The sequence below is a fragment of the Streptomyces umbrinus genome (assembly GCF_030817415.1).
GTDB classification, from domain to species: domain Bacteria; phylum Actinomycetota; class Actinomycetes; order Streptomycetales; family Streptomycetaceae; genus Streptomyces; species Streptomyces umbrinus_A.
The window spans coordinates 9,388,441-9,410,567 of sequence record NZ_JAUSZI010000002.1; the positions used below are offsets into that span (position 1 = coordinate 9,388,441).

At 70.9% G+C, this 22,127-nt stretch carries 21 protein-coding genes and 1 pseudogene; 15 read left to right on the top strand and 7 right to left on the bottom strand.

Annotated features, from left to right (window positions below):
* Positions 1-34 precede the first annotated feature (34 nt).
* From QF035_RS41440 to QF035_RS41460, 5 genes are all read right to left on the bottom strand, one after another.
* Complete coding sequence (locus QF035_RS41440) at positions 35-871, bottom strand: FMN-binding protein (RefSeq protein WP_307526502.1); 837 nt, start codon at positions 869-871, stop codon at positions 35-37.
* Positions 872-890: 19 nt separating this feature from the next.
* Positions 891-2,219 (bottom strand): ferredoxin reductase family protein, encoded by a 1,329-nt coding sequence (locus QF035_RS41445; protein WP_269652315.1) that lies wholly within the window; start codon positions 2,217-2,219, stop codon positions 891-893.
* 217 nt (positions 2,220-2,436) lie between these two features.
* Positions 2,437-3,153 carry a L,D-transpeptidase family protein gene (locus QF035_RS41450; RefSeq protein ID WP_307526503.1) on the bottom strand — a complete coding sequence of 239 codons (717 nt, stop codon included), beginning with the start codon at positions 3,151-3,153 and terminating at the stop codon, positions 2,437-2,439.
* Positions 3,154-3,155: 2 nt separating this feature from the next.
* Entirely contained in the window at positions 3,156-3,743 is a 588-nt protein-coding gene (locus QF035_RS41455) for a pyridoxamine 5'-phosphate oxidase family protein (RefSeq protein ID WP_307526505.1), read from the bottom strand.
* Positions 3,744-3,944: 201 nt separating this feature from the next.
* Entirely contained in the window at positions 3,945-4,808 is an 864-nt protein-coding gene (locus QF035_RS41460) for a hypothetical protein (RefSeq protein WP_307526507.1), read from the bottom strand.
* A 188-nt stretch (positions 4,809-4,996) separates the two neighbouring features.
* Between QF035_RS41460 and QF035_RS41465 the strand changes: the two genes are divergently transcribed.
* From QF035_RS41465 to QF035_RS41520, 12 genes are all read left to right on the top strand, one after another.
* Complete coding sequence (locus tag QF035_RS41465) at positions 4,997-6,190, top strand: argininosuccinate synthase (RefSeq protein ID WP_307526508.1); 1,194 nt, start codon at positions 4,997-4,999, stop codon at positions 6,188-6,190.
* A 135-nt stretch (positions 6,191-6,325) separates the two neighbouring features.
* Positions 6,326-7,759: an argininosuccinate lyase gene (gene argH / locus QF035_RS41470; RefSeq protein WP_307526510.1), complete on the top strand. Its 1,434-nt coding sequence runs from the start codon at positions 6,326-6,328 to the stop codon at positions 7,757-7,759.
* A 188-nt stretch (positions 7,760-7,947) separates the two neighbouring features.
* Positions 7,948-8,919, top strand: a complete 972-nt coding sequence (locus QF035_RS41475; RefSeq protein WP_307526512.1) for an aldo/keto reductase — start codon at positions 7,948-7,950, stop codon at positions 8,917-8,919.
* A gap of 94 nt (positions 8,920-9,013) precedes the next feature.
* Positions 9,014-9,565 (top strand): TetR/AcrR family transcriptional regulator, encoded by a 552-nt coding sequence (locus QF035_RS41480; protein ID WP_307526513.1) that lies wholly within the window; start codon positions 9,014-9,016, stop codon positions 9,563-9,565.
* A complete protein-coding gene (locus QF035_RS41485; RefSeq protein WP_307526515.1) occupies positions 9,562-11,100 on the top strand; it encodes an MFS transporter in 1,539 nt (512 codons plus the stop codon). Before QF035_RS41480 ends, QF035_RS41485 begins: the two co-directional genes overlap by 4 nt.
* A 275-nt stretch (positions 11,101-11,375) precedes the next feature.
* The gene (locus QF035_RS41490) at positions 11,376-11,639 is read left to right on the top strand and encodes a hypothetical protein (RefSeq protein ID WP_307526517.1); all 264 of its coding nucleotides are present in this window, start codon (positions 11,376-11,378) and stop codon (positions 11,637-11,639) included.
* On the top strand, positions 11,636-12,727 hold the full coding sequence (locus QF035_RS41495) for an AAA family ATPase (RefSeq protein ID WP_307526518.1): 1,092 nt from the start codon (positions 11,636-11,638) through the stop codon (positions 12,725-12,727). Before QF035_RS41490 ends, QF035_RS41495 begins: the two co-directional genes overlap by 4 nt.
* Entirely contained in the window at positions 12,724-13,647 is a 924-nt protein-coding gene (locus QF035_RS41500; RefSeq protein WP_307526519.1) for a DUF58 domain-containing protein, read from the top strand. The genes QF035_RS41495 and QF035_RS41500 overlap by 4 nt, the downstream gene beginning before the upstream one ends.
* 81 nt (positions 13,648-13,728) lie before the next feature.
* Positions 13,729-14,679 (top strand): VWA domain-containing protein, encoded by a 951-nt coding sequence (locus tag QF035_RS41505; protein WP_307526521.1) that lies wholly within the window; start codon positions 13,729-13,731, stop codon positions 14,677-14,679.
* Positions 14,680-15,295: 616 nt separating this feature from the next.
* Positions 15,296-16,003: a S1C family serine protease gene (locus QF035_RS41510; protein WP_307526523.1), complete on the top strand. Its 708-nt coding sequence runs from the start codon at positions 15,296-15,298 to the stop codon at positions 16,001-16,003.
* A 144-nt stretch (positions 16,004-16,147) separates the two neighbouring features.
* Positions 16,148-16,816: a response regulator transcription factor gene (locus QF035_RS41515; RefSeq protein ID WP_055616520.1), complete on the top strand. Its 669-nt coding sequence runs from the start codon at positions 16,148-16,150 to the stop codon at positions 16,814-16,816.
* A 13-nt stretch (positions 16,817-16,829) separates the two neighbouring features.
* On the top strand, positions 16,830-18,059 hold the full coding sequence (locus QF035_RS41520; RefSeq protein WP_307526525.1) for a sensor histidine kinase: 1,230 nt from the start codon (positions 16,830-16,832) through the stop codon (positions 18,057-18,059).
* Positions 18,060-18,165: 106 nt separating this feature from the next.
* Here the strand turns inward: QF035_RS41520 and QF035_RS41525 are convergent.
* A pseudogene (locus tag QF035_RS41525) lies at positions 18,166-18,841 on the bottom strand (lysophospholipid acyltransferase family protein).
* A 431-nt stretch (positions 18,842-19,272) separates the two neighbouring features.
* Between QF035_RS41525 and QF035_RS41530 the strand changes: the two are divergent.
* From QF035_RS41530 to QF035_RS41540, 3 genes are all read left to right on the top strand, one after another.
* Positions 19,273-20,442, top strand: coding sequence for a glycerophosphodiester phosphodiesterase (locus QF035_RS41530; RefSeq protein WP_307526527.1), 1,170 nt, complete (start codon positions 19,273-19,275; stop codon positions 20,440-20,442).
* Between the two features lie 106 nt (positions 20,443-20,548).
* On the top strand, positions 20,549-21,055 hold the full coding sequence (locus QF035_RS41535; RefSeq protein WP_307526529.1) for an RNA polymerase sigma factor: 507 nt from the start codon (positions 20,549-20,551) through the stop codon (positions 21,053-21,055).
* Positions 21,056-21,100: 45 nt separating this feature from the next.
* Complete coding sequence (locus QF035_RS41540) at positions 21,101-21,604, top strand: GNAT family N-acetyltransferase (protein ID WP_307526532.1); 504 nt, start codon at positions 21,101-21,103, stop codon at positions 21,602-21,604.
* 99 nt (positions 21,605-21,703) lie between these two features.
* Here the strand turns inward: QF035_RS41540 and QF035_RS41545 are convergent, their stop codons facing one another.
* Positions 21,704-22,126, bottom strand: a complete 423-nt coding sequence (locus QF035_RS41545; protein WP_307526533.1) for a hypothetical protein — start codon at positions 22,124-22,126, stop codon at positions 21,704-21,706.
* Position 22,127: the final 1 nt, after the last annotated feature.

Genomic DNA, 22,127 nt, shown 5'->3' on the forward strand with positions numbered 1-22,127 from the left:
GGTGGGTTCGGCCAGACCGGCCGGCTCGGTCGGTTCAGCCACCGGCCTGGTCCAGGGCCGACTGCAGGGACTCCTTGTAGCCGCCGCTGGTGTACGTGGCGCCGGACACGGCGTCGATGTCGGCGCTGCCCGCCGCGACCGCGGCCTGGTTGAGCTTGGGCACCGCGTCACCGCTGATCTGGCTGCTGCGGCCACCGCTGGGCGACTTCACCGCCTCGGCCTTGGTGATCTTCCCACCGGTGACGGTGATCCGGACCTGCACGGGGCCGTAGTCGGTCTCGACGGCCGTGCCCGTGAGGGTCTTCGCCTGGGCGGAACCCCCACCGGTGGATCCGCCGGTGGATCCACCCGTGGACCCGCTCGCGTCGGCCGAGCCGCCTCCGCCGCCCGAGCCTCCGCCGGTCGCCGAGGACGCGCCGGCCTTGTCGAGGGCCGACTGCAGGGACTTCTTGTAGCCGCCGCTCGTGTAGGTGGCACCCGAGACCGCGTCGATGTCGGCGCTGCCCGTCTGGATGGCCGCCTGGTTGAGCTTGGGCACCGAGTTGGTGCTGACCTCGGTGCTGCGACCGCCGCTGGGTGCCTCGATGGCGGCGGCCGAGGTGATCTTCCCGCCGCTCATCGTGATACGGACCTGGACGTTGCCGTACTCGGTCTTGACGACGTCACCGGTGAGGGTCTGGTCACCTCCGCCGCCCGCGGCCTGTACGCCTCCGGAGCCCTGGGGCGCGACCGACTGCTGCCCTTGTGGCGTGCCCTCGGCCGACGCGGCCGCCGGGTCCGAGGAGGGCTTCAGCGTCAGCAGCAGCACGATCCCGGATACCGTGGCGGCACCGGCCAGCACGACGCGTCGCAGGGGGTGGCTCTTCTTCATCGGTGCGGACTCCCGTTCGTCACAGCTCGAAGGACTCGTGGTGGATGCGGCGGGCCGGCACGCCCGCGCCGCGCAGTGCGGTGTACGCGCCCTCGGCGAAGCCGGGAGGCCCGCACAGGAACACGTCGTGCTCGTCGATGTCGGGCAGCTTCCGGCGCAGCGTCTCCGGGTTGATGTCCGGGCGCTCTCCGTCGGGGCTGTTCACCGCGTACATCAGGCGGGCGCCGCGCTCGTCGGCGATCGCCGACAGCTCGTCCCACAGCGCCAGGTCCTGCGTGCTGTTGGCCCGGTACAGCAGGGTGAGGTCGCCGCGCTCGGCGGGCAGCGTCTCGAACAGCGCCCGCATCGGGGTGATCCCCACGCCGCCGGCCATCAGCAGCACCTTGCCGCGGCTGCGCCGGGACGCGGTCATCGCGCCGTACGGGCCCTCGGCCCACACCCGCGTGCCCCGCTTCAGCCCCTTCAGCGCGGTGCTGTGGTCGCCGAGCGCCTTGACCGTGATCCTGAGCAGACCGGGCCTCGGCGCCGCCGACAGCGAGTACGGGTGCGAACTGAGCCGCATGCCCGGTGCCAGGAACCGCCAGCGGAAGAACTGCCCGGGCTCGGCACCGATGCGGTGCAGCCGCTTCCCGCTGATCAGCACGGAGACGATGCCGGGCGCCTCCTCGACGACCTCCTCGACCCGCATCCGGTGCCGCAGGTTCAGCCGGATCGGCGTGATCACCCGGTACCAGAGCACCAGCGCGGTCACGGTCCCGTACAGCGCGTACCAGGCCGTCGTGGCGGCCGGCTCGACCGCGAAGTCGTTGCCGGTGGACAGCTGGTGCCAGAACGACAGATACACGGCCGCGTACGTGAGCAGGTGGATGTGGTACCAGGTGTCGTACGGGATCCGCTTGCGCAGGCCGCCGACGGAGATCAGGCCGATGAACAGCAGCACACCCGTGCCGATGGCCGCCTTGCCCATGTCGGGCAGGGTCTTGACCGACTCGATGGTCTGGTCGACGACCCCCGTGTTCGCCTGGAGGGCGTAGCCGTACATCGTCAGCCCGATGTGGGCGAGCGTGAGACAGAGCATGTAACGGCCGCTCATGGCGTGCCAGCGGGCGACCCGGTCGGAGCCGACCCGGCGTTCCAGCGCCGGCACCCGGGCCATCTGCAGGACCACGAGAGCCATCAGATACCCGGCCAGCAGACCGGTGATCCGGCCCGCGTTCAGGATCCGGCCCTTGTCGTCCGCGATGGACGGGGTGTTGCTCCACCACAGCCAGATCACGCCCGCCGCACCCGCCCACACGGCGATCAGCAACGGGATGGCGGGGGAGCGACGTGGGCGAATGCGGCGCATCGTCTGGCGCCGCGCCGCGCGGCCGCCGGCGATCGTGCTCACGGTTCCTCCGTGGGGGACGCTGGGAAGGGGAGTGGCCCCTTGGCCCAGTGGTACGTCCCGGGACGGCGGAGTGTTCAACGGCCCGCGGAGCAAGCCGTGAACTGGTGCGACTCGCGGTAACCCGAGGTGGCGAGGGTCTCCTCGGCGGACGGCCGCACGAAGTCGGACGCAGCGGTCAGTAGCGGACGATCGAGGTGGGCCCGTCGTCCGTCCCGATGGCGATGTGCGGCCTGCGCGCCGGATCGGCCCAGGTCAGGATGCGCCGCATCGCGTCGTGGGACACGGAGACACAACCGGCCGTCGCTCCGCTCCCGTTGACGTGCAGGAAGATCCCCGCGCCGCGCCCCCGCACCGGCCGCTCGTAGTTGAAGCCGATGACGAGCGCGTACGCGTACTGCGTCTTGTACGTGATCAGGTGCTCGGACTCGGCGGCACGGCAGTCGGCCGGGCGTGGCTCGGTCCAGCGGTTGTAGGAGCGGGAGGCGTTGTCCTCGCACCACCAGGAGTCCTGCTTCACCGGGCGGTACTTCGCCCTCGTCCCCTCGGGCGCCGCCTTGATGCCGAAGGCGTACGGCAGGTCGTACAGGCCGGTGGGGGTGGTGTTCGTGCCCTGCTCGCGGGAGCCGCCCTCGACGAGCCCCTTGGCGCCGAACCGCGCGGGCACGGAACCGGCCTTCGCCCAGCGCCTGTCCCGCCGGTCCCACCAGGTGACCGTGCCGGTCGTCGAGGAGGTCCGGGAGGCCTGCGCGGTGATGAGCTGGCTGCCGCCGCCCGTGTCCGCCATCCGCTCGGGCAGCGGCGGCTGACTGCCGGCGTCACCGGCCGCACCGGGGGCACTCGGGGCCAGTACGAAGAGGGACACGGACGCGAGAAGGGCGGCTCCTGGGCGCATGCTCAGACGCTACTGGGAGGCAGGGGCAGCGGCAGCCCGGGTAGGCCATCCAGGCTGGTCTCCACGTGGTCCTTCTTCTCGAAGTACGCGTTCAGCGAGACGTCGTCCTCCCGCGCGAAGCGCTTGGCGTGCAGGTCGCGGTCCTCGTCGTACGACATGTTGGGCACCGCGTAGCCGCAGGTGTCCCGGACGAGTTCGGCCGTCACCACGATGATCGCGCGCAGGCCGTGCGGCGTCGGGTCGATGCCCGGGAAGTGCGTGAGGAGTTCCTTGAAGCGCGGGTCGTCGCGGAAGACCGGCTCGCCCCGGCCGTGTACGCGGACGATGTTCGGCGGTCCCTGGAAGGCGCACCACATCAGGGTGATCCGGCCGTTCTCCCGGAGGTGGGCGATCGTCTCGGCGTTGCTGCCCGCGAAGTCCAGGTAGGCGACGGTGAGTTCGTCGAGGACCGCGAACGAACCGGTGAGGCCCTTGGGCGAGAGGTTGACCGTGCCGTCGCCCGACAGGGGCGCGGTCGCGGTGAAGAAGAGGGGCTGCGCCTCGATGAACGTACGCAGGCGGCCGTCTATGCGCTCATAAGTCTTTCCCATGTCTAACGATTATGGGCGCAACTCGTTCGTCTGTCTAAGGAATTGCGCCCATCCGCGTGCGGGGGGTGTGGGGGAGGGGTGCCTGGTCTCCGGGTGGTGCCCGGAGATCCCCGGGGCCCGCGGGCCTTGTGGCCTACGGGCCCCGGAGTCGCCCCGGCCGGCGTGCGGGGCGCCCGTGGGGGGACGTCGGTGATTCGGTGACTACTTGTTGAGCGTGCAGGCGGCGAGGGAGTCGAGGCCCTGGGGCTTGGCGGCGGTGCGGCCGATGGCGGTGGCGATGCGGTTGATGGTCGCTACGCGCTTGTCCTTGAGCGGGCCGACGATGGCGTTCTGCGCGAAGTTCGCGCCGCCCTGGCCGACGGTGTCGACGAGGCGCTTGTTGGCCTCGGCGATCTGGGTGTCGAGCAGAGCCAGGTTGCGGTCGACCTCGGCCTTGGCGGAGGCGGGGATCGCGGGGAGGCTCGGCGCGACGGCGGGGCAGCTCACGGTGCCGGCCGCGTTCGTGTTGCCGGTGTTCCCCGTATTCCCGGTGTTGCCCGTGTTTCCGGTGTTGCCGCCCGCCTGCTGGGTCGGGGACGGGCTCGGCGACGCCGCGGCACCGCCTCCTGCCGCCCCGCCCGCGTTCAGCGTGCAGGCGGCGAGGGAGTCGAGGCCCTGGGGCTTGGCGGCGGTGCGGCCGATGGCGGTGGCGATGCGGTTGATGGTCGCTACGCGCTTGTCCTTGAGCGGGCCGACGATGGCGTTCTGCGCGAAGTTCGCGCCGCCCTGGCCGACGGTGTCGACGAGGCGCTTGTTGGCCTCGGCGATCTGGGTGTCGAGCAGAGCCAGGTTGCGGTCGACCTCGGCCTTGGCGGAGGCGGGGATCGCGGGCAGGCTCGGCGCGACCGCGGGGCAGCTCACCGTGCCGGGGGACGCCTTTGTTCTGGCGGCCTGACTGTTGGTGCTCTTGGACGTTTCCCCGGCCAAGGCCGATCCGGCGATGACCGCTCCGGACAACGCCACCGCGGCCGCGCCACCGATGATCGCCACGCGGCGCTTGTTGTACTTCGGGAGAGCCCTGGACATGCGAGTGCCTCACTTGGGTCAGGAGTGGGTTTACAAACGCGGCGCCGGCGTTCGGGGTGGAGTACGGGAAAGCGGTTTCCCGCGTTCAAACGACTCCGAAATTACTTCCTGGCGCACCCCGGATTGACGAATCATGCAGAGGACTGCATACTCATGCATGTCAGTGAATGCATTGTGAGGAGAAGCCCGTGACCGAGCGCGTCGTACTCGCCTACTCAGGCGGTCTGGACACCTCCGTCGCCATCGGCTGGATCGCCGAGGAGACGGGCGCCGAGGTCATCGCCGTTGCGGTCGACGTCGGCCAGGGCGGCGAGGACCTGGACGTCATCCGCAAGCGCGCCCTCGCGTGCGGCGCCGTCGAGGCCGAGGTCGCGGACGCGAAGGACGAGTTCGCCGAGGAGTACTGCCTCCCGGCGATCAAGGCCAACGCCCTCTACATGGACCGCTACCCGCTGGTCTCCGCCCTCTCCCGGCCCACGATCGTCAAGCACCTCGTCGCGGCCGCCCACAAGCACGGCGCGGGCATCGTCGCCCACGGCTGCACCGGCAAGGGCAACGACCAGGTGCGGTTCGAGGCCGGTATCCAGGCCCTCGGCCCTGACCTCAAGTGCATCGCCCCGGTCCGTGACTACGCGATGACCAGGGGCAAGGCGATCGCCTTCTGCGAGGAGAAGGGCCTGCCGATCGCCACCACCAAGAAGTCCCCGTACTCCATCGACCAGAACGTCTTCGGACGCGCCGTCGAGACGGGCTTCCTGGAGGACATCTGGAACGCCCCGATCGAGGATGTCTACGAGTACACGCAGAACCCGGCGCTGCCGCGCGAGCCCGACGAGGTGGTCGTCACCTTCAAGGCGGGCGTCCCGGTCGCCATCGACGGCAGGCCCGTCAGCGTCCTCCAGGCCATCCAGCAGCTCAACGACCGCGCGGGCGCCCAGGGCATCGGCCGGATCGACATGGTCGAGGACCGGCTCGTGGGCATCAAGTCCCGCGAGGTGTACGAGGCTCCTGGCGCGATCGCGCTGATCACGGCCCACCAGGAGCTGGAGAACGTCACCGTCGAGCGTGAACTCGCCCGCTACAAGCGGCAGGTCGAGCAGCGGTGGGGCGAGCTGGTCTACGACGGCCTGTGGTTCTCCCCGCTCAAGCGGGCCCTGGACGGCTTCATCAACGAGGCCAACCAGCATGTGTCCGGGGATATCCGGATGACCCTGCACGGGGGCCGTGCCGTCGTCACCGGCCGGAAGTCCGAGGAGTCGCTGTACGACTTCAACCTCGCGACCTATGACTCGGGCGATACGTTCGACCAGTCGAAGGCGCAGGGGTTCATCGACATCTTCGCGCTGTCTTCGAAGATCGCGGCGAAGAGGGATTTGGCGTAGGGGGAGCTGCGGGTGGTGCGTAGTCTGCGGGTTGTCGTGGGCTGATCGCGCCCACGCGGCGGAGCCGCATATCGACACAGCCCCGCGCCCCTGACGGGGCACGTCCGTACTTGACAGTCTTGAGGAGTACAGCAAGTGAGCAGCAACAGCGGTGATGTACGGCTCTGGGGTGGGCGGTTCGCCGACGGGCCCGCCGAGGCTCTGGCCAAGCTGTCCGCGTCCGTCCACTTCGACTGGCGGCTGGCGCCGTACGACATCGCCGGATCGCGTGCCCACGCGCGCGTGCTGCACAAGGCGAACCTCCTCACCGACGACGAGCTGGAGCGCATGCTCGCGGGGCTCGACCGGCTGGAGAGCGTCGTCGCGGACGGCTCCTTCGTCGGCACCATCGCCGACGAGGACGTCCACACCGCCCTGGAGCGCGGTCTCCTGGAGCAGCTCGGCCCGGACCTCGGCGGCAAGCTGCGCGCGGGCCGCTCGCGCAACGACCAGGTCGCCACGCTCTTCCGGATGTACCTGCGCGACCACGCCCGGATCATCGGCGGGCTGATCGCCGACCTCCAGGACGCGCTGATCGGGCTCGCCGAGGCGCACCCGGACGTCGCCATGCCGGGCCGTACGCATCTGCAGCACGCCCAGCCCGTGCTGTTCGCCCACCATGTGCTGGCCCACGCCCAGTCCCTGTCCCGGGACGCCGAACGCCTGCGGCAGTGGGACGAGCGGACGGCCGTGTCGCCGTACGGCTCGGGCGCCCTGGCCGGTTCCTCCCTCGGCCTCGACCCGGAGTCGGTCGCCAAGGACCTCGGCTTCGAGCACGGCAGTGTCGGCAACTCCATCGACGGCACGGCCTCGCGCGACTTCGTCGCCGAGTTCGCCTTCATCACCGCGATGATCGGGGTGAACCTCTCCCGGATCGCCGAGGAGGTCATCATCTGGAACACGAAGGAATTCTCCTTCGTCACCCTCCACGACGCCTTCTCCACCGGCTCGTCGATCATGCCGCAGAAGAAGAACCCGGACATCGCGGAGCTGGCGCGCGGCAAGAGCGGCCGTCTGATCGGCAACCTCACCGGTCTGATGGCGACGCTCAAGGCCCTGCCCCTCGCGTACAACCGCGACCTCCAGGAGGACAAGGAGCCGGTCTTCGACTCCTGCGACCAGCTCGAGGTCCTGCTGCCCGCTTTCACCGGCATGATGGCGACCCTCACCGTCCACCGCGAGCGCATGGAGGAGCTGGCCCCGGCCGGGTTCTCGCTCGCCACGGACATCGCCGAGTGGCTGGTCAAGCAGGGCGTGCCGTTCCGCGTCGCGCACGAGGTCGCGGGGGAGTGCGTCAAGGCCGCGGAGGCCGACGGCGTCGAGCTCGACGGCCTCACCGACGAGCAGTTCGCGAAGATCTCCGCCCACCTCACCCCCGGGGTCCGGTCCGTCCTGAACGTCCCGGGCGCCCTGGCCTCCCGCAACGCCCGGGGAGGCACGGCCCCGAGCGCGGTCGCGATCCAGCTGACTGAGGTGAAGGGGAACGTGGCGGCCCAGCACGAGTGGGCCACGGCCAAAAAGAAGCGGTAGGACCAGTGCCCCGTCAGGGGCGCGGGGCTGTGACTTTTGCGGCTCCGCTGCGGGGCGCGACAAGCCACGACACACCCGCACCCGCCAAAGCGCCACACGAACCGAGCTCTCAGGCGCCCTTCGCCAAAGGTCATCGCGGGTTACGTTGGTCGGACAGCCGTACTGGAGCCGACCAAACGGAGCCCGCGATGCCCTTCGCCCGACTGGCCACAGCGACGACCCCCACCTGCCACATCGGACTGGGCCTCGCCGCAGTCGGCCGCCCCGGCTACATCAACCTCGGCCGGGACACCGACCTCGGAGAGAACCGGAGCGTCGAGACGCTCCGCACCCGCACACACGAACTCCTCGACGCCGCCTACGCCCAGGGCGTGCGCTACTTCGACGCCGCCCGCTCGTATGGCCGTTCGGAGGAGTTCCTCGCCGGCTGGCTGAACACGCGGTCCGACATCGGGGACGTCGTCGTCGGCAGCAAGTGGGGCTACACCTATACGGCCGACTGGCGCACCGACGCCGAGGCGCACGAGATCAAGGACCACAGCCTCGCCACGTACGAGAGGCAGCGCGCCGAGAGTGCCGAACTGCTCGGCGACCGGCTCGACCTCTACCAGATCCACTCGGTGACCCCGGACAGCCCGGCCCTCACCGACAAGGAACTGCACGCCAGGCTGGCCGAGGCGGCGGCGCAGGGCCTGACCGTCGGCTTCTCCACCAGCGGTCCGGCCCAGGCCGACGCGATCCGTACCGCGCTCGCCGTGACGGTCGACGGCGAGCCGTTGTTCCGTACCGTCCAGTCCACCTACAACGTCCTGGAGACCTCCGCGGGCCCCGCGCTCGCCGAGGCGCACGACGCCGGGCTCACCGTGATCGTCAAGGAGGGCATGGCCAACGGCCGGCTCGCCGACCCGCACGCACCGGACGCCGTACGCGCCATCGCCGAAGAGGCCGGCCTCGGCTCGGACGCGGTCGCCCTGGCGCTCGTCCTGCGGCAGCCCTGGGCGGGCGTCGTCCTCTCCGGCGCGGCCACGGCCGTCCAGCTCTCCTCGAACCTGCACGCCGCCGTGGTCGACCTCGACGACGAGCAGCAGTCCCGGCTCGACGCGCTGGCCGAGGAGCCGGTGGCGTACTGGGAGCGGCGCGGCCAGCTGCCCTGGCACTGAGCCGTCACAGGCAGACCCACGGTGGACCCCTTGGTGGTGAGCGTCGCACGCTTCGGGTGAGACATTGATGTCTCATATGGTTTATGGTTGCCTCATGGCCATCGACCGTGACCACGTGCTGCGCAGCGCAGCCGCCCTGCTCACCCGGAAATCCACCGCCACCATGGACGAGGTCGCCAAGGCGGCCGGGATCAGCCGGGCCACGCTGCACCGCCAGTTCGCGGGGCGCGACGCCCTCGTGCGCGCGCTGGAGGATCTCGGCATCCGCGAGTGCGAGGCGGCGCTGGACGCGGCACGGCTCGACCAGGACACCGCCCGGGAGGCCGTACGCCGCCTGGTGGCGGAGATCGAGAGCGCCGCCGGGCTGCTCGCCTTCCTCTACTCCGAGAACCAGTTGTTCGAGGGCGAGGAGCGGCACGAGGGCTGGGCCCGGCTCGACGCGCGGATCGCCGCGGTGTTCCGACGCGGCCAGGAGAGCGGCGAGTTCCGCATCGACCTTACCCCGGCCTGGCTCACCGAAGCCCTCTACGGACTCATCGCCTCCGGGGCGTGGGCCGTGGCCGAGGGCCGGGTGGCCGCCAACGACTTCCACCACATGATCGTCGAGCTGCTGCTCGGCGGCGCGCTACGGAGAGAGGAATCATGACCAGCACGGTGCGGCCGGCGTTCGCGGCGGAGACGGAGAAGCGCCCGGGCCGCTGGCTCGCGCTCGCCGTCCTCGTCCTCGCCGTGCTGCTGGTGGCCGTCGACGCGACCGTCCTCGGTCTCGCGACCCCCTACATCAGCGAGGACCTCAAGCCCTCCGGTACGCAGCTGCTGTGGATCGGAGACGTCTACTCGTTCGTCATCGCGGGCCTGCTCGTCTCGATGGGCAGCCTCGGTGACCGCATCGGGCGCAAGAAGCTGCTGCTCATCGGCTCGGTCGCGTTCGGTCTCATCTCCGTGCTCAACGCCTATGCGAGCACTCCCGAGTTGATGATCGTGGCGCGGGCACTGCTCGGCGTCGCGGGCGCGACCCTGATGCCCGCCACCCTCGCGCTCATCCGCAACCTCTTCCACGACCCGCGCGAACGCAGCCTCGCCATCGGCATCTGGGGCGCCACCGCCTCGGCCGGCACGGCGGTCGGCCCGGTCGTCGGCGGATTCCTCCTCGAACACTTCTGGTGGGGCTCCGTCTTCCTGATCAACCTCCCCGTGATGGCGGTCCTCGTCCTCGTCGGCGTGAAGCTGCTCCCCGAGTCCCGCAACCCCGAGCCCGGCCCCTGGGACCTGATGAGCGTCGTGCTGTCGCTCGTCGGCATGGTCGGCATCGTGTACGGGATCAAGGAGGCCGCCTCGCACGGCCCGAACGCCACGGCGGGCGCCGCGGCCCTGCTCGGCGCGGTCGCGCTCTACGGCTTCGTACGCCGTCAACTCACCCTCCCCGTCCCCCTGTTGGACATGCGGCTGTTCCGCAACCGCGGCTTCTCCGGGGCCGTGCTCGCCGACCTGCTGACCATCCTCGGCCTGTCCGGACTGGTCTTCTTCCTCTCGCAGTACCTCCAACTCGTGCAGGGCCGGGGCCCGTTGGAGGCGGGCCTTGCCGAACTGCCCGCCGCCCTGGGCGCGGTGGCGGCCGGCCTGGTCGCGGGTACGGTCGCACGCCGGTACTCGGTGCGTGCCGTCACCGCCGGCGGTCTCGCCGCGATCGGACTCGCCCTGGGTGCACTGACCCTGCTCGACGAGTCGACCGGGTATCCGCTCCTCGGCGGGGCCCTGCTGGTCGTCGGCGTGGGCGCGGGCTTCGCCTTCACCGTGACCGCCGACGTCATCCTCTCCAGCGTGCCCAAGGAACAGGCGGGCGCCGCGTCCGCGGTCTCCGAGACGGCGTACGAACTCGGCGCGGCCCTGGGCATCGCCCTGCTCGGCTCCATCGTCACCGGCGTCTACGCCGGGTTCACAGCCCCACCGGGCACACCCCCCGAGGTGGCCGCCGCGGCCCACGAGTCCCTCGGCGGCGCCGTCGACGCGTCGACGGCCCTGCCCAACGCCGAGCCCCTGCTCACCGCCGCCCGCACAGCCTTCGTCGACGGCATCGCCCTGGCGGCGGGCCTGGGCGCGGCGGTCCTGCTGGCGGCGTCGGTGGCGGCATGGGTGCTGCTGCGGGGCCAGAAGCTGGGGGATGGGGCGCAACACCCGTAGGCACCGCCGTTGTTCCTGTCCGGCTGCGGGCAACCGCGCCTCTTCAGGGGCGCGGGGCTGTATCGATTTGCGGCTCCTCCCCCACTCTCGGCTTCGCTCGAGCGGGGGGACCCCCATCGTGGGCGCGACAAGCCACAACGCGCCCGCAGCCAACAAACAACCCCCCGCCCCCAAACCCGCAGGCAGCGCCCCCCTTTAAGCCCGTTTTCGCCCTCACCTGATGGTCTTGGCTCCGTACCGGACGTCGTCCCACACGGCCGAAGGAGCCACCGACCATGACCCGTCGTATCCGTAACCGAAAGATCCTCGTCGTAGCCGTGCTGGCCGCCGCAGGCCTGGCAGGCGGCGGCGTCGCCCTCGCCGCCGACAGCGACGAGGCCCCCCGCGAAAAGGTCCGCTTCGTCGTGGAGGAAGGCACGGCCGAAGAGGGCACGCACGACAGCGGAACCCGCACCTGGACCCGCGAGGACTGCCCTGACAAGGACGGCACCAGCGGCACCCCCTCCGCGGATCCGAGCAACCCCGCGGCCGCGCTGTGACCACCGCCGATCCACGCGGCGACAGCGCGAACCCACGTGGCGACACCACGGACGGGAAGCTCCTCGAAGAAGCGCTCTTCGAGGTAAAACGGGTGATCGTGGGCCAGGACCGCATGGTGGAGCGGATGTTCACCGCGGTCCTGGCCCGGGGCCACTGCCTGCTCCAGGGCGTCCCGGGCGTCGCCAAGACACTCGCCGCGAAGACCCTCGCGCAGGTGGCCGGCGGACGCTTCGCCCGCCTGCAGTTCACCCCCGACCTCGTCCCGTCCGACATCACCGGCACCCGGATCTACCGTCCGTCCCAGGAAGCGTTCAGCGTCGAACCCGGCCCGGTCGTCGCCAACTTCGTCCTCGCCGACGAGATCAACCGCGCCCCCGCCAAGGTGCAGTCCGCGCTCCTCGAAGTGATGGGCGAGCACCAGGTTTCCATCGGCGGCACCACCATCCCCGTCCCCCAGCCGTTCCTCGTGCTCGCCACCCAGAACCCCATCGAGTCCGAGGGCGTCTACCAGCTCCCCGAAGCCCAGCGCGACCGCTTCCTGCTCAAGGTCGACGTCGCCGTCCCCAGCGAGTCCGAGGAACTCGCGATCCTCTACCGCATGAGCGTCGACCCGCCCCGGGCGCGACCCGTCCTCACCCCCGAGCGGCTCATCGCGCTCCAGCGCACCGCCGACGAGGTGTTCGTGCACCACGCGGTCGCCGAGTACGCCGTACGACTGGTCGTCTCGACCCGTGAACTCGCGGGCCCCGGCAGCCGGTTGGCGCACGGCGCCGGCCCGCGCGCCACGCTGGGCCTGGTCGCCGCCGCCCGCGCGCTCGCCCTGCTGCGCGGCCGCGGTTACGTCCTCCCCGAGGACGTGCACGACCTGGCCCACGAGGTCGTCGCCCACCGGCTCGTGCTGTCCTTCGACGCGCTCGCCGACGGCATCTCCGGCGCCGAGATCGTCGACGAGGTACTGGCCGCAGTGGAGCAACCGCGCATCACCCCGCGCCAGGCCGCCACGCGCCCCGAAGGGCGAACCGAGGCGCGAACAGAAGGACGTGCAGAGGGCCGCACCGAGGGGGGAACGGAGGGCGAAGCGGCATGAGCGGCACCCCGACCCTCAGTGAACTCACCCCCGAACAGGCCCTGAAACACCTGGAGTTGCTCTTCACCCGCCGCCCCGACGGACTCCTCCAGGGCGACCACCCCGGTCTCGTACCGGGACCGGGCACCGAGGTGTCCGAGACCCGGCCGTACGTCATCGGCGACGACGTACGCCGGATGGACTGGAACGCCACCGCACGCACCACCGTCCCGCACGTCCGCCTCACCCTCGCCGACCGTGAACTGACCACCTGGATCGTGCTCGACGCGTCCGCGAGCATGGACTTCGGCACGGCACGGATGGAGAAACGCGACCTGGCCGTCGGCGCGGCGGCGGCCGTCGCCTTCCTCACCGAACGGGCCGGGAACCGGCTCGGCGCGCAGATCACCGGACCGGCCGGCATTCAGCGGATCCCGCCCCGCACCGGGCGCCACCACCTCCTCACGATCCTGCGGGCGGCCCTGGACCGGCCCCGGGTGTCGGCGGGCACGGCCCAGGACGCCCGGCATTCCCTGGCCGACGCCCTGCGCTCGCTGCGCACACTCCCCGGCAGCGGCCTGGTCGCCGTCGTCTCCGACTTCCTGGAGACCGGCTGGGAGCAACCCCTTCGAACGATCGCCCACCGCCACCAGATCCTCGCCGTCGAGACCGTCGATCCCCGTGAACTGGAGCTGCCCGCTGTTGGGTTGCTCAACGTCGTAGATCCCGAGACCGGCGTCAGGCGTGAAATCCCGACCCACTCAAGGAAGTTGCGTGAGCGGTACGCCGAAGCGGCCCTGGAACAGCGTGCGTTGATCAAGGCATCCATCCGACGGGCGGGCGCGGCCCACCTCCGGCTGCGTACGGACCGCGACTGGGTGCGCGACGTCGTACGCCATGTCGAGGAGCAGCGACGCCGGTCGGGAGGCGGTGCCGCGTGAATCCGCCCGTCGCCCCCATGTCCGTACCCCCGTCCGTACGCCCGGACCCCCTGGAGGGGCCATGAGTCCGCTGGAGGTGCCGTGAGTCTTCACTCGCCCGGCTGGCTGCTGCTCCTGGTGCCGCTCGCCCTGCTGATCGGCGCCTATCTGCTGGTGCAGCGCAGGCGCGGCCGGTACGCGGTCCGCTTCACCAACCTGGAACTACTGGACAAGGTCGCTCCCCGGCGGCCCGGCTGGCGCCGCCATGTACCCGCGGCCGCCTTCTGCGGCACGCTCGCGCTGCTCGTCGTGGGCTTCGCCCGGCCGACCACGGAGGTACAGGTGCCGCGTGAGCGGGCCACGATCGTGGTGGCGTTCGACGTGTCGGCGTCCATGGAGGCCACCGACGTCGAGCCGACCCGCTTCGAGGCCGCCCAGCGTGCCGCGCTCGCCTTCGTCGACCGGCTGCCCGAGCGTTTCAACGCGGGACTCGTACCCTTCAGCGGCTCCGCGACGGTCGCGGTCCCGCCGACCACCGACCGTGGCGCCCTGAGCTCGGCCATCGAACGGCTCACCACCGGCGAGGGCACGGCGATCGGCGAGGCCGTCGTGGCCGCCCGTGACGCCGTCCGCATGCTCGACCGGGAGGCCGAGACCAAGCCCCCGCCCGCGCACATCGTGCTGCTGTCCGACGGTTCCAACACCACGGGCCGGTCCGTCGAGTCCGCGGCCCGGGAGGCGGCCGACGACAAAATCCCGGTCTCGACCATCGCGTACGGCACGGAAAGCGGGACCATTGACCTGCCGTCCGGCGACACGGTGAGCGTCCCGGTCGACGGCCCCGCCCTGCGGGAGCTCGCCGCCGGCACCGGCGGCGACTTCCACGAGGCCGCGACGGGCGAAGAACTCCAGGAGGTGTACGAGGACATCGGCAGTTCGGTGGGGCACCGCACCGAGGAACGCGAGATCTGGCAGTGGTTCGTAGCGGCCGGTCTCCTCACGGCCCTCGCCACCGCGGCCACCTCACTGCTCTGGTTCTCCCGACTCCCCTGATCCGCAACCCTTCCGGCTCCGGGCGCCGCGCTCAAGGCTTCCGGCATCCGGCATCCGGCACCACCGGGTTCCGCGCCCCGGCCCCTCGGGTCCAGGGTTCCGCGACCAAGGAGGAACGACCGTGTCGTACGACCGATTCCAGGGCCACCCGGGCCCACCGCGTCACCCGGGACCACCGCGCGACGCGGGCCTCCCTGTACAGCCGGTTCTTCCGGACCAGCCCGTTCTTCCCGACCGGCCGGGTCTTCCGGGCGGCACGGGCCTCCCCGGCCGGGCGGGGCCTCCGGCGCACCCCAGCCCGACCCGCCCGCTGGGCCCGTCACGCCCCACCGGGCCACCCCGTCCACCCGGCCCGCTCGGCCCCAACGGCCCCAGGGCGGAGGGGCTTTGGGCCGAGGAAGAGCCCGGCGACCCGTACCGGAGCGGGCGCCGGCCCCACACCCCCTACCCGGGCCTCGGCGAGCCGCGCGGCCCTTCCTTCCTGCCCGGTCGGCCCCCCTCGGGATTCGGTCCGGCCGCACCGCCGGAGACGGCATACCCGCGCCCGTACGCGACCCCGGCCCCGATCTCCCCTCCACCTCAGGCCCCCCGACCTCCCCGCAAGGTCAGCCCCCTCGTGGCCGCGGTCCTCGCCGCCGTCCTCGCGGGCGGGGCCGCCGGGTACGCGGCCGGGGCCGTCGGCGATGAGGAGCCCGCCGCGTCGGCGGCCGGGCAGGAGAACGTCACGGGGCTCGAAGCGGTCGCCGCGCGTGTGCTGCCGAGTGTCGTGTCGATCGAGACGGCGGAGGGACAGGGCTCCGGGTTCGTGTTCGACGAGCGCGGCCGGATCCTCACCAACGCGCATGTGGTGGCGGGGAGTTCGGAGGTGTCGATCGAGCTCCAGGACGGGCGCCGGCTCCGTGCGGACGTGCTCGGCGACGACCCCGCCAACGACGTGGCCGTCCTGGAACCGGAGACCGCCCGCGGGCTGCGCGCCGCCGACCTGGCCGCCGGTGCCCGGGCGAGGCCCGGCGTGGGCGACACCGTCCTCGCCATCGGGTCCCCGCTCGGCCTCAGCGGCACCGTCACCTCGGGCATCGTCAGCGCGCTCGACCGGTCCGTGCGGCTCGGTGAGGGCGGTGAGCGGCGGCGTGCGCTGCAGACCGACGCGTCGATCAACCCGGGGAACTCCGGCGGTCCGCTCGTCGACGCTGACGGTCGTGTGATCGGCATCAATACGGCCATCGCGACGTTGGACCAGGAGTGGGGCGGTTCGATAGGGATCGGGTTCGCCATTCCGATGGCGGACGCGCGGGCCGCTGCGCGGGCGATCATCGATGGATGAGCGGTTCGCGGGACGGTTCGTGCTCAATTGAAGCGGCGGGTTCGTTGTGGCTGATCGCGCCCACACGGCGGAGCCGCAAAATGTCACGCCCCGCGCCCGTGAAAAGGCGCGACTCGGCTCGGCGTTGGAAGGCGGGTGGGGCAGATGAGACTACTGGTCGTCGAGGACGAGGAAGATCTCGTCGTCGCTCTCAAGGTCGGGCTGGTGCGGGCCGGTTACGCGGTGGACATCGCGCCCGATGTCGACACGGCCACGGAGAAGCTGGCCGTCAACGACTACGACCTGGTGCTGCTCGACCTCAACCTGCCCGACGGCGACGGCTTCTCGGTCTGCCGTGCCGTACGGGCCACGCCCGGCGGTCCCCGCATCCTGATGCTCACCGCCCGCGACCGTCTCGCCGACCGGGTCCGGGGCCTCGACGAGGGCGCCGACGACTACCTGGTGAAACCGTTCGCGCTGCCCGAACTCCTGGCCCGGATAAGGGCGTTGCTGCGCCGCGAGGACGGCGGGACCGCGGTCGTCGAGGTCGGCGAACTCCGCCTGGACACCGCCCGGTTCGAGGCGTTCCGGGGCGCACGCCCGCTCCAGCTCACGCCCAAGGAGTTCGGCGTCCTGCACTACCTGATGACCCGCCCGGGACGCGTCGTACCGGCCGAGGAACTCCTCGAACACGTCTGGGACGAATACGCCGACCCGTTCACCAACACCGTGCGGGTCACGGTCGGTTCGCTGCGGCGCAAGATCACAGGAGAAGAGGAACCGCTCATCGAGACGGTGATCAGGCAGGGATACCGCCTCAAGGAGACACGATGATCGGCAGGACACGATGATCGGCGCGCTGCGGATCGTCAGGGCGAGGCTCCGCCTCCCGGCGTTCACCCACACCATCCGCTTCCGCCTCACCGTCCTCTACTCCGGTCTCCTGTTCGTCCTCACCGCACTCGTCCTCGGCGGGACGTATCTCGCGGTCGAGCGCAGCGGTGAGGCGCACCCCGTCAGCAAGCAGTTCTCGGCGTCGAAGTACGTGAACGACGAGTACGTCGGCGAGATCCCGGTGGTGAAGGTCCAGGAGGTCGAGGCCGCCGTCAACTACGAGACCCTCGCCAACCTCCGCCGCTTCTCCTTCGCCGTGCTCGGCGGACTCGCCGTCACCAGCCTCGCCATCGGCTGGATCCTCTCCGGCCGCGCCCTGCGTCCCGTACGCGCCATCTCCCGTACGGCCGCCGAGATCCAGGCCACCGACCTCTCGCAGCGCATCCGCCTCGACGGGCCCAAGGACGAACTCCGCGACCTCGCCGACACCGTCGACTCCATGCTCGACCGCCTCGACGAGGCCTTCCGCGCCCAGCGCCAGCTCATCGACGACGCCTCCCACGAACTGCGCAGCCCGCTCGCGATCATCCGGGCCAACCTGGACGCGGTGCTGACGGCCGAGGAGTCCGAGGAGGCGGAGCGCAGGGCGGCCGTCCGAAGTGTGGACCGCGCAACGACCCGTATGACGCGTCTGGTCGAGGACCTGCTGGCCACCGCCCGCCGTACGGCACCCGCGCTCGCCGACGCGGACGTCGATCTGGCCGCGGCCGCAGGTGAGGCCTGCGAGGAGTTCGCGCCGCTCGCCGCCGAGCGCGGGCTCGTACTGCACCGGCGTCTCACCACAGGCCTGACAGTCATCGGCGACCACGACGCGCTGCGCAGGGCGGTCGGTAACCTGCTCTCCAACGCCGTACGACTCTCGCCGCCGGGCACCGGAATCACGGTCGCCGCGGGCCGGGTGGACGGCTGGCTCTGGGCATCGGTCCAGGACGAGGGCCCCGGCATCCTCGACGACGACCAGACCCGGGTCTTCGACCGCTTCTGGCGCGCGAAAGGCAACGGCGGTGGCCGCGACCGTCACGCGGGCCTGGGCCTTGCGATCGTCCGCCAGATAGTCGAGTCCCACGGCGGCCAGATCCGCCTCTTCTCAACCCTCGGCAAGGGCTCGACCTTCGTCCTCTGGTTCCCGTCCCCGGGAGCCGACCACACGAACACGGCCCCACCGGACGAACAGCCCAGCTGAGGCGCCCCTAAGGGGCGCGGGGAACTGCGCGACAAGCCACAACGAACCCGCAGCGCACCACCAACCAGAAGCCCCCACCCCCGGAGCCCCCGCCCAACCAGCGGAGCTAAGCCGCTTCCTTGGCCTTCGTGGCGTACATGTCCACATACTCCTGCCCCGACAACCGCATGACCTCAGCCATCACCGAGTCGGTCACGGCCCGCAGCACATACCGGTCCCGGTCCATCCCCTCGTACCGAGAGAACTCCATCGCCTCACCGAACCGAACAGTCACGCGGCCGGGCCGCGGAAACCCCGCACCGCCGGGCTGGATCTTGTCCGTGCCGATGATGGCGAACGGGACGACGGGCGCGCCGGTCATCATGGCCAGGCGGGCGATGCCGGTGCGGCCCCGGTAGAGCCGGCCGTCGGGGGAGCGGGTGCCCTCGGGGTAGATGCTGAAGACCTTGCCCTCCTCCAGCACGCGCCGGCGCGGTCATCAGCGCCGCGACACCGCCGCGGCCGCCGTCACGGTCGACCGGGATCATGCCGCAGCCCGTGAAGAACCAGGCCATCAGCCGGCCTTTGACGCCCTTCCCGGTGACGTACTCGTCCTTGCCGATGAAGAAGACCTGCCGGTCGCAGAAGAGCGGCATGATCATCGAGTCGATGAACGTGAGGTGGTTGCCGGCCAGGATGACCGGGCCCGTGCCCGGGATGCGCTCCGCACCCTCCACCCGTGGGCGGAACATCAGGCGCATGATCGGTCCGAGCACTGCCTTGATGAGCGCGAAGCGGGACAACGTGCCCTCCGGTGTCAAGGGATCGGTATAAGTCTGTGCAGGTGAGGACGATACTCGCGGCCCCCCGGGTCTTGCACATCGGGTTCACCGAGTGGATACGCACTGTTGACCCTTGTTTACCTGCGGTGGCGCCCCGTCGCACGGCTGTCATCCGTACGACACGGTGTGACGAAGTCCGCACCTGTTAGGCCTTTTGGGAGGCCGGGTACCCACCCCGGTCACCTCCACCCACCCGGCCGGGCGTTTGATGACAAGTCAGTCGAGGGCGAGTCGCTCCGGGACGACCCCCGCCGACTCCCCGCCAACTCACGCACCCCACACGACATCCAGCGTCACCCGCGTGTTCCGTCCAAGGTCTCCCCTCCGTCACCCCCGCGCACCTACGATCGTCCCGCTTTGACAGGTGCAGCGCAGTATGCGGAGGAGCGCACATGGGGACGCAGGAGTCGAACGAGGGACTGAACGGGACCGGCCCGGGACGGCGTGCGCTGCTCGGGGCCGCGGTCCTCGGCGCCGGCGGAGCGGTCCTCGGGGTACCGGCCACGGCGAGAGCCGACGAGAAGCACGGCGGCGGTGGCTACAAGAGCCTGCCGAAGCCGACGATCATCGGGCACCGCGGGGCCAGCGGCTACCGGCCGGAGCACACGCTCGGCTCGTACCAGCTGGCCCTCGACATGGGCGCGCACGTCATCGAGGCCGGCGACCTGGTGCCCACCAAGGACGGCCACCTCGTCTGCCGCCACGAGCCGGAGATCGGCGGTACGACGGACGTCTCCGCGCACCCCGAGTTCGCGAGCCGCAAGACCACCAAGCTCCTCGACGGGGTGTCCACCACCGGCTGGTTCACCGAGGACTTCACGCTCGCGGAGCTGAAGACCCTGCGCGCCAAGGAGCGCATCCCGGCCAACCGCCCGCACAACACCCTCTACGACGGCCGCTGGGAGATCCCCACCTTCGAGGAGGTGCTGCGCTGGCGCGAGGAGCAGAGCCGCAAGCGCGGCAAGCAGGTCTGGATCTACCCCGAGCTCAAGCACCCCACCTACTTCCGCAAGCTGGGCCTCGGCCTGGAGGAGCGGGTCGCCAAGGTGCTGCGCAGGCACGGCCTGGACAAGAAGAACTCGCCCGTCATCGTCCAGTCCTTCGAACCGACCAGCATCCAGCGCCTCAACAAGCTGGTCGGCAACCCCCTGGTCGTGCTCCTGTCCGCCGCCGGCACCCGTCCCTGGGACTTCGTGGAGACGGGCGACCCGCGTACGGTCGCCGACCTGGTCAAGCCCGCGGGCCTGAAGGAGATCGCCTCCTACGCGCAAGGTATCGGCCCGACCCTGGACCTGATCATCCTGAAGGACACGAGCGGCAACCTCACCACCCCGACCACCCTGGTCCGGGACGCGCACGCCAAGGGCCTGATCCTGCACCCGTACACGATGCGCAACGAGAACCCGTTCCTGCCCACGAACTTCCGCAAGGGCACCGACGCGGACGGCTACGGGGACCCCTTCGGCGCCTTCAGGACGTACTTCGCGACGGGCATCGACGGGGTCTTCACCGACAACCCCGACACCGGTGTCCTCGCCCGCGAGGACTTCCTGAAGGGCTGAGTCCTGTAGGCACCGCGCTCGTCAACAGCTGAGCCCCCGGCCCCGGTTGGGGTGACAGACGGTCGCCCCGGCAACCTCGTGCCGGCGCGGCCGCGTCGTGCCGCATATGACCCACGACATGCTCGACACGCTGCGTCCACTGCTCGCCGCCGAGGCCTCCGCGGAGGCATATGCCTCGGGCGCGGAGCCCGGCGACCTGGAACAGGCCGTCTGGGTGCGCCTCCTGGAGCACCTCGGCACGGACGGCCCGCCCGCCGACCCGGCCGGCTGGCTGCGCGGCGCCGTCCGCTCCGAGGCCCGCCGCACCCGGCACACCGCGAGCATCGAGCTGCCGTACGCGTCCGAGCCCGCCGACGACGGCCGGCCCGGCCCGGAACAGCTCGCGCTCACCGCGGCCCGGCGCCGGGCCCTGCACTCCGCCGTACGCAAGCTGCCGGGCCGCTGTCCGCGTCTCATGGCCGCGCTGCTGTCCCCGCAGGACCTCACATACCGGGAGATCGCGGGGGAGTTGGGTATCTCACAGGGCAGTCTCGGTCCGGAACGTTCCAGATGCCTGGGTTGTCTGCGCCGAATGCTTACGTCGGAGGTTGCGGCGCACGAAGCACGGGGATAGGAGTGAGGGACAACGGCGGAACAGGTGAGCGGGAGGCATGCACACATGGGCATGAGCGTGACCATCTCGGCGGCGACCGAACAGGACGCCGAACAGATCCTCAAACTGCAGTTCCTCTGCTACCAGAGCGAGGCCGAGCTGTACGGCGACTACAGCATCGAGCCCCTCACCCAGCCCCTCGACTCCCTCAAGGCGGAGCTCGCGGGCGGCACGGTCCTGGTGGCCCGGCTGGGTCACGAGGTGGTGGCCTCGGTGCGTGCGGCGGTGGATGCGGATGGCACGGCCCGCATCAACAAGTTGATCGTCCATCCGCGGATGCAGCGGCACGGGCTGGGCGGGCGGTTGCTCGACGCGATCGAGTCCCGGCTGGCCGAGGACGGCGGGGCGAAGAGTTTCCAGCTCTTCACGGGGCATCGCAGTGAGCACAATCTGCGGTTGTACCGGAAGCACGGGTATCAGCTCGTTTCCACGGAGCGGGTGGATGAGCGGCTGAGTCTGGTGACCCTTGCGAAGGGGTCTTCGACCAGTGCCTTTGTCGCCAGTGCGTAGCGCTCCGCGGGGGTGCCGGATGCGTCTGCGGGTTCGTTGTGGCTTGTCGCGCAGTTCCCCGCGCCCCTAAAAAAGGGGCGCGCCGGACCCGCCGTACGCCTATGAAGCGGCGGTTCTGCTGCGGCGTAGCCAGAACAGTGCCGTCACCGGGAGCAGGACCGGGATGAACAGGTAGCCCATGCCGTAGTCCGACCAGACCGTGGCGTCGGGGAAGGCCGAGGGGTCGGTCAGGGTCCAGGTGCCCACGATCAGGACGCCCGCGAGTTCGGCGGCGCAGCACACCAGCGCCGCCTTGCGGGCCGTCTCGCCGCCGCGTACGAGCGAGTACGTGATGAAGCCGTAGACCAGACCGGCCACCGCGGACAGCGAATAGGCGAGCGGCGCCTTGTCGAACTCCGTCGCGATCTGCACGGCGGAGCGCGACACGGCGCCGACGACCATCACGCCGTACAGCCAGACCAGCAGGATGCCCGGACCGCCGATGAGCCGCGTCCGCCCAGGCTGCTTGTCGGTCGCCGCCATC

Coding starts and splice junctions, on each gene's coding strand:
- QF035_RS41440 (WP_307526502.1), bottom strand. CDS start 871: ATGAAGAAGAGCCACCCCCTGCGACGCGTCGTGCTGGCCGGTGCCGCC.
- QF035_RS41445 (WP_269652315.1), bottom strand. CDS start 2,219: ATGCGCCGCATTCGCCCACGTCGCTCCCCCGCCATCCCGTTGCTGATC.
- QF035_RS41450 (WP_307526503.1), bottom strand. CDS start 3,153: ATGCGCCCAGGAGCCGCCCTTCTCGCGTCCGTGTCCCTCTTCGTACTG.
- QF035_RS41455 (WP_307526505.1), bottom strand. CDS start 3,743: ATGGGAAAGACTTATGAGCGCATAGACGGCCGCCTGCGTACGTTCATC.
- QF035_RS41460 (WP_307526507.1), bottom strand. CDS start 4,808: ATGTCCAGGGCTCTCCCGAAGTACAACAAGCGCCGCGTGGCGATCATC.
- QF035_RS41475 (WP_307526512.1), top strand. CDS start 7,948: ATGCCCTTCGCCCGACTGGCCACAGCGACGACCCCCACCTGCCACATC.
- QF035_RS41480 (WP_307526513.1), top strand. CDS start 9,014: ATGGCCATCGACCGTGACCACGTGCTGCGCAGCGCAGCCGCCCTGCTC.
- QF035_RS41485 (WP_307526515.1), top strand. CDS start 9,562: ATGACCAGCACGGTGCGGCCGGCGTTCGCGGCGGAGACGGAGAAGCGC.
- QF035_RS41490 (WP_307526517.1), top strand. CDS start 11,376: ATGACCCGTCGTATCCGTAACCGAAAGATCCTCGTCGTAGCCGTGCTG.
- QF035_RS41500 (WP_307526519.1), top strand. CDS start 12,724: ATGAGCGGCACCCCGACCCTCAGTGAACTCACCCCCGAACAGGCCCTG.
- QF035_RS41515 (WP_055616520.1), top strand. CDS start 16,148: ATGAGACTACTGGTCGTCGAGGACGAGGAAGATCTCGTCGTCGCTCTC.
- QF035_RS41520 (WP_307526525.1), top strand. CDS start 16,830: ATGATCGGCGCGCTGCGGATCGTCAGGGCGAGGCTCCGCCTCCCGGCG.
- QF035_RS41530 (WP_307526527.1), top strand. CDS start 19,273: ATGGGGACGCAGGAGTCGAACGAGGGACTGAACGGGACCGGCCCGGGA.
- QF035_RS41535 (WP_307526529.1), top strand. CDS start 20,549: ATGACCCACGACATGCTCGACACGCTGCGTCCACTGCTCGCCGCCGAG.
- QF035_RS41540 (WP_307526532.1), top strand. CDS start 21,101: ATGGGCATGAGCGTGACCATCTCGGCGGCGACCGAACAGGACGCCGAA.
- QF035_RS41545 (WP_307526533.1), bottom strand. CDS start 22,126: ATGGCGGCGACCGACAAGCAGCCTGGGCGGACGCGGCTCATCGGCGGT.